Below are 13,677 nucleotides of genomic sequence, written 5' to 3' on the forward strand. Positions count from 1 at the left end.
TGTTGCATAAGCTCACAAAAATTTTGGAGGGAGAAAAAATTGAGGTTTGGCGAAATGTATCGATTTATAAGGAAAGGGAAAGGAATGACTCAAAAAGAAGTTTGTAATGATTTTTTAGATAGGACAACTCTTTCGCGGATTGAAAAAAATGAGACGGAGCCAAGGTTTGAAAATGCTTGTTATTTATTAGAGAGGATAGATGTATCTTTAGATGAATTTAGATATTTGGCAAATATAGAGAATAGAGATAATAGAGATAATCGTACAAGGCTTATTGAGGATTTTTATTCTATTATTTCAAATACAGAAAGTGCACAGATAAGAAAGTTGTATAGACGATGTTTAAAATTTACATCTACTTGTTCAGATAAAAAAATAGAAGAAATCCTGTTGATTTTACGCTTGTATTTATCTGCTGATCCTATAGACTTTGATAAAACAGAATTCAAAGGGTTGGTGACTCCGATTTGGCAGCGGCTTTCAAAAATAGAGGTGTGGACATTAAGAGATATTCAAATATTTGCGATCATTTCATTTCATCTAGAAATCAGCACGTTAGAAATAATGTATCCTATTCTATTAGCTACGCTTGATAGATATAATCGATTGGATGTTGTCGATACAGTAAGGCTGACACTTTTGATGAATATCTCTCAAATATATATACAAAAAAATCTTGTAGAAGATGGCCGATACATGTTGAATCTAGCAAAAGATATGGCGAAACAAGCAAAACGAGCTGATTTTCTAGGCATGATCTTCGTAAGATTGGGGTACTGCCAAAACGATACAAAATTAATGCAAAAAGGGTTTGATTTACTTGAAGTAATTGAAGAAACGGAATTAAAAGCCAAATTATTAAAGGAACTCCAATATTATAGACAGAGAAAGTGAACGATTTATTTAAACGAGGTTTTAAAAAGTAAACGGGAAATGAAATAAAGTAAAAATACCGAACACTAAAAATCAAATTTTTTGGTGTTCGGTACATACTATGCTTTTATTTTTTTACAAAAGAGTGCAAAAATCAAATGATTTCCCGTACAGAAACGTTACTCAACTGTCACTGATTTCGCCAGATTGCGTGGCTTGTCAACGTCAAACCCTCGTAACAGTGTGGCGTAATAGGCAAGTAATTGAGTCGGCACGACTGTAGCAAGAGTAGACAGATAAGGGTGGACTGCTGGCAGTACTAGTTGGTCATTTTCCTTTTCTAATCCTTCTGAGACGATAACTAATGTTTTAGCACCACGGCTTTCGACTTCTTTCAGATTACCTCGAGTATGCGCGCCAGTCACTTCTTCACTGATGATTCCGATCACGGGTGTTCCTTCTTCAATCAAAGCAATTGTTCCGTGTTTCAATTCACCAGCAGCAAAACCTTCAGCCTGGATATAACTGATTTCTTTCAATTTCAAAGCGGCTTCAAGAGAAACGTTGTAGTCTGCCCCGCGTCCGATATAAAAAGCATTTCTTGTGTCACTGAGGTATTCTGCAGCTAGCTCCTCTAAATAATCTTTCTGGGCAATGACCGATTCCATCGCATTTGCGACTAAACTCAATTCATGAGTGATATCGAACGAAAGAGAAGTTTCTAATTCTTTTTTGTCACCGATAGCTTTGGCTAATAAAGTCAGTACTGCTATTTGTGCAGTATAAGCTTTCGTTGATGCTACTGCAATCTCAGGTCCGGCATGCAACAATAGGGTGAAGGATGCTTCTCGCGAAAGAGTAGAGCCAGCAACATTTGTAATCGTAAGTGAAGGATAGTCAAGACGGTTGATTTTTACCAGCACTTGCCGACTGTCCGCTGTTTCGCCACTTTGACTCAAGAAAATAAAGAATGGTTTTTGTGAAAGAAGAGGTGTGTTATAGCCGAATTCACTGGCTAAATGAACCTCGACAGGAATCTGTGTCAATTCTTCCAAAGTCTGTTTACCAGCTAATCCCGCATGGTAACTAGTTCCGCAAGCAACGATGTAGATTCGATCGCTGTCAGATAATGTATCGATCAGTTTTGGATCAAGAGGGACCCGATTGTCTTCTGTTACGTATTTTTGAGCAATACGGCGCATGATAATAGGCTGTTCGTCGATTTCTTTCAGCATATAAAAAGGATAGGTGCCTTTCTCGATATCTGAAGCATCTACTTGCGCTTCAAATGAAGAACGTTCCATAATGTCGCCCGCAAAATTTTGGATAATAATTTTGTCTGATGTAACGGTAACCATCTCTTCATCTTCGACCTCGACGAATTTCTTCGTATGAGCAAGCATAGCCATTGCATCGCTAGCAATTACATTGAATCCATCACCAAGTCCGACTAACAATGGGCTTTTGTTTTTCGCTACATAAATCACATCAGGTGTTGTACGATCAATCAAAGCGAAAGCATAAGAACCTTTGATGACGCGCAAAGATTTTAAAAATGCCTCTTTTGCCGTCATATCCTTCGCAAAAGTTTCAATCAGATGAGCGATAATCTCAGTATCTGTCTCACCGATAAAGTGATCATCTGTTAAATAAGCATTTTTAAGTTCTTCGAAGTTTTCGATCACGCCATTATGGACAAGCACGAAACGCCCACTTTGTGAAGTATGTGGATGGGCATTTTCCTCAGATGGTTGTCCGTGGGTTGCCCAACGTGTATGGCCTATGCCTATATTTCCTGTAGTATCAGAAGTTATTCTATCTTTTAAATTTTGGATTCTGCCTTGTGCTTTGACTAAATGATCTGTCGTGCCATCTGAGACAAAGATGCCAGCTGAATCATAACCGCGGTATTCCAATTTTTCTAGCCCGCCAATCAATCCTGGTGTTACATTTTTTAATCCAATCATTCCAACAATTCCGCACATAAAAAACATCCTACTTTCTATAATGAATTCGTATGAATGCTTCCAGCTGCAGGAAAATCCTTTTGTTTTATCTTTGCAGATACTTTTTGTGGATCTTCTGTAGAGTGCAGTCCCTAGGGTCATCCGCCGAATCTTTCGATAAACCCTCTCCTCGTCATCTGTTTACACAGACCAGGCGCTATCCTAAAAGGTATAACTATCCTCCTTTTTTGTTTTTTATCTGGAAACATTTAAAATCATACCCTTTTGCGAATGTTTTTGTCAACAAAAAAAGAATAAAAATAAATTGGTATATATCAAATTGCCTTTTGGGTGTGCGTTTTGTATCAAAAAATAATCGGTTTTTGTCTATCATCTTTTTCAGGAGTTCGGTACAATGGAAAGTAATAGGATGAAGGAGGAGAAAAATGGATTCAAAAATTGAAATCATGACACTTGGAATGTTAAAAAAACAATTGTCCGAATTTGAAGCATCAGCTGGTGTATCAGATGATACAAAAATATTTTTAGATACTGGTTGGGATAGCATCCAGGAAATCGCACCTGATGCCTTGGAAGTTGTCCAAGCGCGAGAGTTTACGGTAGAAGATGAATGGACAAAAGAATCATTTTCTGGGTATGCGCGTGAAGAAAAAGCAGAGCGGTTCGACGCTTCCGAGAAGTCAGAAACTGTAATCGTCATAAAAAACTTGTATTAGAAAGGAGAAAGAATGAATAAAAAACGTTGGGCAGCAGTTCTGATTGCTGCGGGATTATTTGTGGTTTCGTTAGTTTCGGCGAGTTTGACTAACCCTCAGGAAAACAATCAAGTCGAAGGGTTGAACAGTTGGTTATACGGGGATGAAGAGTTAGTACCAAATGTGTTGGAAGAGGGAGACAGTACGCAAAAAATCGTAAAACTGACAGTAGATGGAACGATTGCTGCAGGAGGATCTTCTGGCTTATTTGCTTCTGAAGGTTATAACCATGAAAATTTCATGGAACAACTGAAAGCTGTGGAAGAAGATCCAACAGTTAAAGGAATCTTTTTAGAAGTAAACTCTCCTGGTGGCGGTGTCTATGAAAGTGCGGAAATCGCTAAGAAATTAGATACGATCCGTAAAGAACATGATATCCCGATGTATGTCAGTATGAAAAACATGGCAGCTAGCGGTGGTTACTATATTTCTGCTCAAGCAGATAAAATCTTTGCAACCGAAGAAACAGTGACCGGTTCAATTGGTGTGATCATGTCAGGATTGAATTATTCAGGGCTTTTAGAAAAACTGGGTGTGGAAGACACAACAGTGAAAAGTGGCGCGTTGAAAGATATGGGATCAGGAACACGCCCAAAGACAAAAGAAGAGGAAGCAGTGCTTCAAGCGTATATTGATAGTGCGTATCAACGATTTGTAAGAATCGTTAGCGAGGGACGGAATAAATCTGAAGAAGCAGTCAAAAAAATAGCAGATGGAAGGATTTATGATGGTGTCCAAGCAAAAGAAGTAGGTTTAGTTGATGAATTGGGATTCCCTGAAGACGCCTTACAAGCTATGCGAAAGGAACAAAAGCTTGAAGATGCTGAATTAGTAGAATATTCCTCCCCATCATCTGGATTTGCCAGCACATGGTTAGGGAGCAAACTGGCAGAGTTCCAAGGATTGAAATCTTCTGAAACTAGTCAGATCTTATCAATACTTGAGAATCTCGGAACTGCAGAATCACCAAAAGCAATGTATTATTACGGAGGTGAGTAAGCATGACGGAACTTCCAAACGAAAATAAGGAACAAGGAAGAGAGAGGCAACAGCAGCCTGCTGTGGGACCTGATCCAAGCTTTTCCCAAAAAGTGCTGAGCTCTTTTGAAAGAGAACCGATGACATCAGAAGAAATCAAAAAGAAACAACGGAAATGGAAAAAGTATACTGACACAAAAAATGAACCACCAAAAGCAAATGATTTTCCTCATTATTTCTATGCAGGCTTTTTGATCCGAATGTTTGCCTTCTTGATCGATCTTTTGTGTATCGGAGCTATTACACGTTTAACACTTGGTATTGCCAAAAATCTAGGTTGGCTGAATTTTTCAGATTCGTATTTGAGTCTCTATGGATTCACGGCATTACTCATTTATTTAGCGTATTTTGTTTTATTGACGAAACTCAATCATGGCCAAACGATTGGGAAAATGATCTTCGGTATTCGAGTCATCAGCTTTGATGAAGAAGAACTTAGCTGGTCAACTGTTTTAGTTAGAGAAGGTGCTTGCCGGTTCATTTTAAAGTTTCCTTTGCTGATGTTAGGGTATCTTCCAGCAATCTTTAATCAGAAAAAGCAGCATCTGGGAGATTTTTTCACTAATACAAGTGTCGTTACGATTAATCTGATCAAAGCATTCAACCAAGAAGTTAACAGCTGATGATCCATAAAAAACAGTAGTTTGAAGCATCTTATAAAAGTCAGATCAAAAATCTAGCTTTTAGAGGATGCTTCGATTATTTTTAATTGTCATGCTTTTTTTGTTTTGCTACTATTGAACATGAGCTGAACATAAGCAAGAGGAGGACACTGCGTGAAGCCGATTGATTTTCCAGAAAAATATGAGAATTTAATGCGAGTGGCCCAACAAGCACTAGCAAACCAGCAATATCAGCAGGCAAAAGAACTATTTCAACGTGCTTACGAGTTGAAAGAAAGCTTTGAGGCTAATAGCCTGCTTGTTTTTTGTCTTTATGAGTTAGACGAGAAAAAAGAAGCGTTGAAACAAGCACTCTTACATGAAAAACAGTATCTTCAAAACGAGGAGTTTGCTGAATTTTATTTTGACTTGTTAATCAGTGCACAAGATTTTTTATATGCTAGAAAATTGATAGCAAGTACAGATTTTTATGAATCTTTTGAGCAGCGTATCATTGAAAAAATCCAATTTGCAGAAGAGTTATCCGGCCAAATGGAGAGGCAAAAAGTCAAGGCGCTCCATAAAAAATCGGAGGAACTTCCTTCATTGGAACCAGCACGTCAGCTGTCGTCTATTGAGGAGATCGAACAGCTTCCTTACCATGAGTTTATCCAAACAGCGAGTAAACTGATTGTATTACCAGAGGTCCATATTTTAGCGAGGGCAAAATTGCTGGAGAAGCTTAGGCAATTGAATGAATGCAACCCTGTTTTCTATTTGACGATTGAAGAAAAACTAGTCAAAGTTTATACCCAAAGATTTGCCTAAGCCACAGCAACAGTCAAGTTATCAACAATTGTGTGTGTTATCAGACCATTATGGGAATGAAGATGCGCTACTTAGTTCGGTGCTGAAAGAAGAATTTACGTTGCAATCTGCAATCGTTTATCCTGTCTATGATACATACATTGAAGACCCGAGGCGTTGGTTTCAACTGACTGTAGAGGCATGTACAGGAAAAATGATGTATGATGGTACGGAAGATGAAAAACAAAATTTTTTTAAAAAACGAGAGAAAATTTTGGAGCAAATGATCTTCTTCCATTAGATTTTATCAGTGAAAAAGATAAAAATGTTATGAAAAACAATGATTCTACCCATTCAATATGTTTACAATTTGAAAGGGTTAGTGTACTATTTAAAGGTATGCATGAAACGTTTTTGATGTATAAAATGAATTTCTAAACTCGGAGGGAATTAAATGACTGCAACATTTGAAAAAAAAGGCACGAATGATGGTGTTTTAAAATTTACGATTGCGCAAGACGAAATCCAAAAAGGATTAACAACTGCGTTTAATAAAGTGAAAAAAAGCTTGAACGTACCTGGATTCCGTAAAGGAAAAGTTTCTCGTCAAGTATTCAACCGTATGTACGGTGAAGAAGCTTTATATGAAGATGCATTGAATGCTGTATTACCAGAAGCTTATGAAGCTGCTGTCAAAGAAGCTGGCATCGATCCTGTTTCTCAACCAAAAATCGATGTTGAAAGCATGGAAAAAGGTCAAGACTGGGTAATCACTGCTGAAGTAACAGTGAAACCAGAAGTAAAATTAGGACAATATAAAGATCTAGTTGTTGAAAAACAAGATCGTGAAGTAACAGATGCTGACGTGGATGCACGTATCAAACGTGAACAAGAAGCACAAGCTGAATTAGTTATCAAAGAAGATGCTGCAGCTGAAAATGGCGATACAGTAGTAATCGACTTCGAAGGCTTTGTAGATGGCGAAGCGTTTGATGGCGGAAAAGGCGAAAATTACTCACTTGAATTAGGTTCAGGTTCATTCATTCCAGGATTTGAAGATCAATTAGTTGGTCATAAATCAGGTGAAAGTCTAGATGTAAATGTAACTTTCCCAGAAGATTATCAAGCAGAAGATCTTGCTGGAAAAGAAGCAGTCTTCAAAGTGACAATCCATGAAGTAAAAGCAAAAGAAGTGCCTGAATTAGATGACGAATTCGCAAAAGATGTGGATGACGAAGTATCAACATTAGACGAATTGAAAGAAAAATATCGCAAAGAATTAGTAGAAACTAAAGAAAAAGCAGCAGACGATGCAAAAGATGAAGCAGCAATCCGTATGGCTGTTGAAAACGCAGAAATCGTTGAATTGCCACACGTGATGGTTCATGATGAAGTACATCGTTCAATGGACGAATTCTTGAACAACATGCAACGTCAAGGTATCTCTCCTGAAATGTACTATCAATTAACTGGTTCTACAGAAGAAGACTTGCATAAACAATTCGAAGGTGAAGCAGAAATGCGCACAAGAACAAATCTTGTGATCGAAGCAATTGCAGCTGCTGAAAATCTTCAAGCAACAGAAGAAGAAATCAATGCAGAAATCCAAGAATTATCAGAAACATACAACATGCCAATCGAACAAATCAAACGCGTGTTGACAGAAGATATGTTGGAACATGATGTGACAATGAAAAAAGCAATCGAATTGATCACGGGTACAGCGACAGAAGCAAAAGAATAGAAATTAAGTAATACAGGTCATGAAATAAGGGACTGTGACATGTTTGTTGTCACAGTCCCTTATTTTTTGTTAAGCGTGAAAATATACAAAGATATAGGTCAATCGATCCTTTGTTAAACACTTTTTCTTTTTACTAAACTATGTTATGATAATAAAAGACTGTAAAGTCTCTGATAGTTTCTTGCATACTTTTTGCAAGTTAAGGGGTGAAGACCATGTATGACAATCCAAGTAGCAATGAGACCGTACGCTGTTCTTTTTGTGGGAAAACCCAAGAAGAAGTGAAAAAAATCGTAGCTGGTCCAGGGGTCTACATCTGTAATGAATGTATCGACCTATGTAAAGAAATCATTGATGAAGAATTTTATGAAGAAGCTGTACGCGAATTCACTGAAGTCCCTAAACCACTAGAAATTCTTGAAGTATTGAATAACTACGTGATTGGACAAGATCGCGCAAAACGCTCGTTAGCTGTTGCTGTATACAATCACTACAAACGTGTCAATCAGCAAGCACAAGAGAACACAGATGATGTTGAACTACAAAAAAGCAATATCTGCTTGATCGGACCTACAGGGTCAGGGAAAACATTTTTGGCACAAACATTAGCAAAAACGTTGAATGTACCTTTTGCAATCGCAGATGCGACAAGTTTGACAGAAGCTGGTTATGTGGGTGAAGATGTAGAAAACATTTTACTTAAATTGCTCCAGTCTGCTGATTACAATGTGGAACGTGCAGAAAAAGGGATCATCTATATTGATGAGATCGATAAAATCGCGCGTAAAAGCGAAAATGTATCCATCACTCGTGATGTTTCCGGTGAGGGTGTCCAACAAGCCTTGCTGAAGATTCTAGAAGGAACTGTTGCAAGTGTTCCGCCTCAGGGAGGACGTAAACATCCACATCAAGAATTTATCCAGATCGATACGACGAATATCTTGTTCATCGTAGGTGGGGCGTTTGATGGTATCGAAACAATCGTGAAAAACCGTATGGGCGAAAAAACGATTGGATTTGGTACACAAAACCAAAAACTTTCTGAAGACGAAAGCGTCATGCAACATATCATCCCTGAAGATTTGCTGAAATTCGGATTGATTCCTGAGTTTATCGGACGATTACCTGTTATGGCAGCTTTAGAGAAATTGACAACAGATGATCTGGTGCGGATCTTGACTGAGCCAAAAAATGCGTTAGTCAAACAATATCAAAAGCTTCTTTCTCTAGATGATACTGAACTTGAATTCGAACCTGAAGCGTTGAGAGCTATTGCGAAAAAAGCAATCGAACGCAACACTGGTGCTCGAGGTCTTCGTTCTATCATCGAAGAAATCATGATGGATGTGATGTTTGATATCCCTTCAAATGAAAACATCGAAAAAGTGATTATTACCAAAGAAGCAGCTGAATTGTCTGGTGAGCCAACAGTGATCTATAAAGATTCAGAGAAAAAAGCGGGTTGATGAGAAGAGGCTGCCGTAAAAGTCATTTTGGCTTTTACGACAGCCGCTTGCTTTATTCATCACCTTTTTAAGGAGAGAGACCATGAAAGTCCATCAAGCTGAAATCATCATAAGTGCAGTGGCACCAAAACAATATCCAGAGACACAATTGCCGGAAATAGCTCTGGCAGGGAGATCAAATGTAGGGAAATCTTCTTTTATCAACACATTGATTGATCGAAAGAATTTAGCGCGTACTTCCGGTAAGCCTGGAAAGACCCAGACCTTGAACTTTTATTTGATTGAGAATGCGTTGCATTTTGTCGATGTTCCAGGATACGGGTATGCAAAAGTATCCAAAACTGAACGAGCAAAATGGGGAAAGATGATCGAGACATATTTAACGACCAGAGAACAACTACGTGCGGTCGTTTCTTTAGTAGATCTACGCCATAAGCCTTCTCAAGAAGATATCCAGATGTATCAATTTTTGAAGTATTATGATATCCCTGTGATCGTTGTTGCTACTAAGGCAGATAAGATTCCTCGCGGTAAATGGAACAAGCATGAAAGCGAGATCAAAAAAGCATTGGATTTTGATCATAATGACACATTTATTCTTTTTTCTTCCGTTACAAAACAAGGAAAAGAAGAAGCATGGGCAGCAATCGAACAAGCAATCGAATCATAAAAAGAATAAAAAAGACTTACCAGTCAAACTCTTCCATAAAAGTTTGGCTGGTAAGTCTTTTTTTTGCAGAACTTATCTTACTTTTGTTTCTTGTCTTTTTTCTTTTCTTTTTGTGGTTGCGGTTTTAGAAACCGATCGATTTCTTCTTTTGGCGCAACTGTTTTTTCCGGATCGACAGCAAATGATTCGAAAAGTTTATCTAAATTGTCTGTACGTTCAAATTTCAATCCCATCGCGAACACCTCTTTGTTCCTTTTTTACTTAGTTTACCATGTAATACCTAAAATTGGTTTCCAAGACAAAAAGTTTTAGTTTTTCTTTATCATTCGTTATAATTAAATTATAAAAAGATTTGAAAGAGGTGAGAAAATGATTGGTGAAGATAAATTATTAATGACTATCCAGCTCACAGACTTAGATGATGAAGAAAAAAAACAGGAAATAAGCGATTGGGCTGTTTTGACACGTCTGTTGATCCAGCCAACATTTATCCGCTCTTTCACTCAACAAGAGGACCCGTATAATCTTAGGAAACTTCAAGAAAAAATAATGCTCGCATCGGTAAGAGACGAAAGCTGGTTAGTTGTAGGGAATGACGAGAACGAGTGTAGTTTTCGTTTGGAAGGCAATCAATTGTTGATAAAAAATGTATTGTCTATCTCTGTTTTCAAAGAAAACCAGTTTTTGATTCGAGATTTCATTCAGAAAAAAATGATTGCCCATGGTGTGTTTGCTTATATGAGAGCGTATAGCGAGTTTATCTATCACAATACAAAAGAGATCACCCAGCGGCTGCTGTTTGAGACGATGGATGAAATCGAGCGTTTACCTAAAATGAAACAGAAAAATGGCGACGTAGTAGTGGATTGCAATCAATTTCCAGGCTACGATCTTTTTTATCAAGGCTTATGTTTTACCTCATGCTGGGAAATGTATTACAGTCACTATTACCATCAGATTATCCCAAAACCGATTTTTCTCGATACACAACAAGTAGAAAAAGTGAAAGAATTAGATAATGAAGTCATATATATCCAGCTTTATCGAGACCCATTCAATTGGCAAAAAACAAACACTCAGCTATTCCAATCCTATTTTAGAGACCAGCTTGGGTTTGACCACCTTGCTTGGGATAACGGCGTGGGATTGTTGAAACCACCATTTGTTGAATACATTTATACTGATCATACGATTCAATCTGTCCAGTATCAAAATGCGCAAATGCAACCTGTTCCCAAAAAAAATGCCTCGTTCTTTGTAACGAAAAGTTATGATATTCAAGGAGGAAATTATAAAGAAAGACGTGTCCGCGGAACACTGAATGCTCAGGCGTATTTTCCTTGGGTTGACGAGAATCGCGCGCGAATGATGTGCTATAAGATCATCGATCCGACTGTTGCTTTGGACAATGGAATCGAAGCGTATTGTTATTACATCAGGGAATATCTAGAAGTAGAGGTAACAGATGAGAAATATCAAGATTATCTTTTATCATTAAGAATCTATGTTCCTTCTGAAGCACTTCCGGATTTACCGTTAAAGGAAATCAAACACAGACTCTCTGATATTGCCTTCAAACGAATAAAGAAAAAACGGCGTAGTGTCCAATTTGATGTCAAGAAAGGCGAGAAGCATCTGCGTGTGCAGTTTTTAGATTATCGCGAATTAGAACAATTGATTACTTTACAAAAAATATGAGGTGAAGAAAATGGATAAACAACTTTATTATCGAATCATGGTTTCAGCATCATTATTATCCGTCTGTCTTTTTTTTGTTCCTAATTTTCCTATTCGATCAGTCATCGGTTTCTTGGTTATGTTTGGTGGGATGGGACTTTATTATTACCTTCTTCATAAGGAAAGAAAATCTGCTACTGTTTATATGAAAAAAACAAGAAGCGAAAATAACAAACGATAAAACAGTTTGATAATAGTCAAGTAAAGTAGGAAACCAGTCAAAAAAAGACTGGTTTTTTATTTTTTGACTGATTTATAATTTTTATGAACGTTTTTGACTGATTTGTATTGCGAGTCTAAAAAAAATATGCTATTATTTGTATTGAGGTGATCGTGAAAATGCTTACAGAGGAACGCAGACAAAAAATCCTAGACTTGCTTGAACAGCAGAAAATCGTGAAATCACAAGATCTTGTAAATCTTTTGAATGCTTCAGAATCAACGATAAGGCGTGATTTGCAAGAGTTGGAGAATGGTGGGTTTCTAGAAAGAGTCCATGGCGGCGCTAAGAAAGAGCAATTATTGAATTTTGAGCAGAATATGAGTGAAAAATCACTCAAAAACGTTCATGAAAAACAGCAGATCGCCAAATTGGCAGCTGAAACCATTAATGACGAAGATGTCATCTATTTAGACGCTGGCTCGACTACTTTAGAAATGATTCCTTTTTTACAAGGAAAACAAATCACAGTGGTGACAAATTCCGTTCAACATGCGGCAAATTTAGTCGATTTGGAGCTTGCTACGATCATTTTAGGTGGAACGATCAAGCTGTCAACCAATGCTGTTTTAGGATCTAATGCGATAGAACAACTAAAACATTTTCATTTCAATAAAGCGTTTATGGGAATGAACGGTGCACACATCGAACAAGGATTCGCGACTCCGGATCCAGAAGAAGCAGCAGTTAAACGTTTAGCCATGAAAAATTCAGAAGAGACCTTTGTATTGATTGATCATACTAAATTCAGCCAGTTGTCTTTCACCTCTGTTGCACCTTTGGAAGCAGCCACGATCATAACCGAGCGTTGTCCATTAGAATTCATCAATGAATTCCGTGAAAAGACAACAATTAAGGAGGCAATACAATGATTTACACAGTAACACTTAATCCATCAATTGATTATATTGTACGCGTAGATGGGTTAAAACTAGGTGATTTGAACCGGATGAAAGAAGACTTCAAATTGCCTGGAGGAAAAGGGATCAATGTTTCCCGTATTTTGAAACGGATCGATTCTCAATCTACAGCACTAGGGTTTTTAGGAGGATTCACTGGCGAATTTATTTCGAAGTGGCTTGAAAAAGAACAAATCAAATCTTTGTTCACACACGTGCAAGAAGATACAAGAATCAATATCAAACTAAAATCAGATACTGAAACTGAAATTAACGGTTTAGGTCCAGCTATTTCAGATGAAGAAATCAATGAATTGAAGCAAGCGCTAGGGAAAGTAGAACAAGGAGATATCGTCGTATTGTCAGGAAGCGCGCCAGCCAGCCTACGAAAAGGATTTTATCAAGAACTGATTGATATCATTCGAGAAAAAGGTGCAGATTTCGTAATCGATACAACAGGTGATGATCTAAAGAATGCACTTGTTAAGAAACCGTTGTTGATCAAACCAAACAATCACGAATTAGCTGAGCTTTACAATACAACCTTCCAATCTGTAGAAGAAATCATTCCGTATGGGAAAAAATTACTAGCTGAAGGGGCACAGAATGTGCTGATCTCAATGGCTGGAGATGGCGCTTTGCTCTTTACAGAACAAGGAACTTATAAAACGAATGTATTGGTTCGCCCGTTGAAAAATTCAGTAGGTGCAGGGGATTCAATGATCGCCGGTTTTATTGGTGCTTACAGTCGGACAAAAGATCCGATCGAAGCCTTTAAATGGGGAGTTGCTTGTGGAAGCGCAACGGCTTTTTCTGATGACTTGGCAGATCGCGAACTGATTGATGAGTTATTGCCAGAAGTTGAAATCACAAAAATTGATTAGTTTCAAGGAGGATAA

Annotated in this window: 13 protein-coding genes and 1 pseudogene; 12 read left to right on the top strand and 2 right to left on the bottom strand. The window is 37.8% G+C overall.

Annotation, left to right across the window (positions count from 1 at the left end; translation table 11 throughout):
- Positions 1-84: 84 nt before the first annotated feature.
- A complete protein-coding gene (locus QK255_RS05590) occupies positions 85-894 on the top strand; it encodes an Rgg/GadR/MutR family transcriptional regulator (protein WP_283341613.1) in 810 nt (269 codons plus the stop codon).
- 158 nt (positions 895-1,052) lie between these two features.
- Here the strand turns inward: QK255_RS05590 and glmS are convergent, their stop codons facing one another.
- Positions 1,053-2,858, bottom strand: a complete 1,806-nt coding sequence (glmS, locus tag QK255_RS05595; RefSeq protein WP_002292076.1) for a glutamine--fructose-6-phosphate transaminase (isomerizing) — start codon at positions 2,856-2,858, stop codon at positions 1,053-1,055.
- 407 nt (positions 2,859-3,265) lie between these two features.
- Between glmS and QK255_RS05600 the strand changes: the two genes are divergently transcribed.
- The 7 genes and pseudogenes from QK255_RS05600 to yihA all read left to right on the top strand — a co-directional run bounded on the left by QK255_RS05600 (position 3,266) and on the right by yihA (position 9,922).
- Entirely contained in the window at positions 3,266-3,556 is a 291-nt protein-coding gene (locus tag QK255_RS05600) for a hypothetical protein (RefSeq protein ID WP_002292074.1), read from the top strand.
- A 12-nt stretch (positions 3,557-3,568) separates the two neighbouring features.
- Positions 3,569-4,594 (top strand): signal peptide peptidase SppA, encoded by a 1,026-nt coding sequence (gene sppA, locus QK255_RS05605; protein ID WP_002292073.1) that lies wholly within the window; start codon positions 3,569-3,571, stop codon positions 4,592-4,594.
- Between the two features lie 2 nt (positions 4,595-4,596).
- On the top strand, positions 4,597-5,256 hold the full coding sequence (locus QK255_RS05610; RefSeq protein ID WP_002292072.1) for an RDD family protein: 660 nt from the start codon (positions 4,597-4,599) through the stop codon (positions 5,254-5,256).
- A gap of 153 nt (positions 5,257-5,409) precedes the next feature.
- Positions 5,410-6,343, top strand: a pseudogene (locus tag QK255_RS05615) (hypothetical protein).
- A gap of 153 nt (positions 6,344-6,496) precedes the next feature.
- Positions 6,497-7,786, top strand: coding sequence for a trigger factor (gene tig, locus QK255_RS05620; RefSeq protein ID WP_002292069.1), 1,290 nt, complete (start codon positions 6,497-6,499; stop codon positions 7,784-7,786).
- A gap of 215 nt (positions 7,787-8,001) precedes the next feature.
- Positions 8,002-9,252, top strand: a complete 1,251-nt coding sequence (gene clpX, locus QK255_RS05625) for an ATP-dependent Clp protease ATP-binding subunit ClpX (protein WP_002292068.1) — start codon at positions 8,002-8,004, stop codon at positions 9,250-9,252.
- 82 nt (positions 9,253-9,334) lie between these two features.
- On the top strand, positions 9,335-9,922 hold the full coding sequence (gene yihA, locus QK255_RS05630; protein WP_002292067.1) for a ribosome biogenesis GTP-binding protein YihA/YsxC: 588 nt from the start codon (positions 9,335-9,337) through the stop codon (positions 9,920-9,922).
- Positions 9,923-9,999: 77 nt separating this feature from the next.
- Here the strand turns inward: yihA and QK255_RS05635 are convergent, their stop codons facing one another.
- Positions 10,000-10,155 carry an SPJ_0845 family protein gene (locus QK255_RS05635; protein WP_002292066.1) on the bottom strand — a complete coding sequence of 52 codons (156 nt, stop codon included), beginning with the start codon at positions 10,153-10,155 and terminating at the stop codon, positions 10,000-10,002.
- 136 nt (positions 10,156-10,291) lie between these two features.
- Between QK255_RS05635 and QK255_RS05640 the strand changes: the two genes are divergently transcribed.
- From QK255_RS05640 to pfkB, 4 genes are all read left to right on the top strand, one after another.
- Positions 10,292-11,620, top strand: coding sequence for a hypothetical protein (locus QK255_RS05640; RefSeq protein ID WP_002292065.1), 1,329 nt, complete (start codon positions 10,292-10,294; stop codon positions 11,618-11,620).
- A gap of 10 nt (positions 11,621-11,630) precedes the next feature.
- Complete coding sequence (locus tag QK255_RS05645; RefSeq protein WP_002292064.1) at positions 11,631-11,840, top strand: hypothetical protein; 210 nt, start codon at positions 11,631-11,633, stop codon at positions 11,838-11,840.
- Between the two features lie 158 nt (positions 11,841-11,998).
- Positions 11,999-12,751, top strand: coding sequence for a DeoR/GlpR family DNA-binding transcription regulator (locus QK255_RS05650; RefSeq protein ID WP_002292063.1), 753 nt, complete (start codon positions 11,999-12,001; stop codon positions 12,749-12,751).
- Complete coding sequence (gene pfkB, locus QK255_RS05655) at positions 12,748-13,662, top strand: 1-phosphofructokinase (RefSeq protein ID WP_002292062.1); 915 nt, start codon at positions 12,748-12,750, stop codon at positions 13,660-13,662. Before QK255_RS05650 ends, pfkB begins: the two co-directional genes overlap by 4 nt.
- Positions 13,663-13,677: the final 15 nt, after the last annotated feature.

The organism is Enterococcus sp. ZQ21, assembly GCF_030053755.1.
In the GTDB taxonomy this organism is placed as follows: Bacteria; Bacillota; Bacilli; order Lactobacillales; family Enterococcaceae; genus Enterococcus_B; species Enterococcus_B lactis.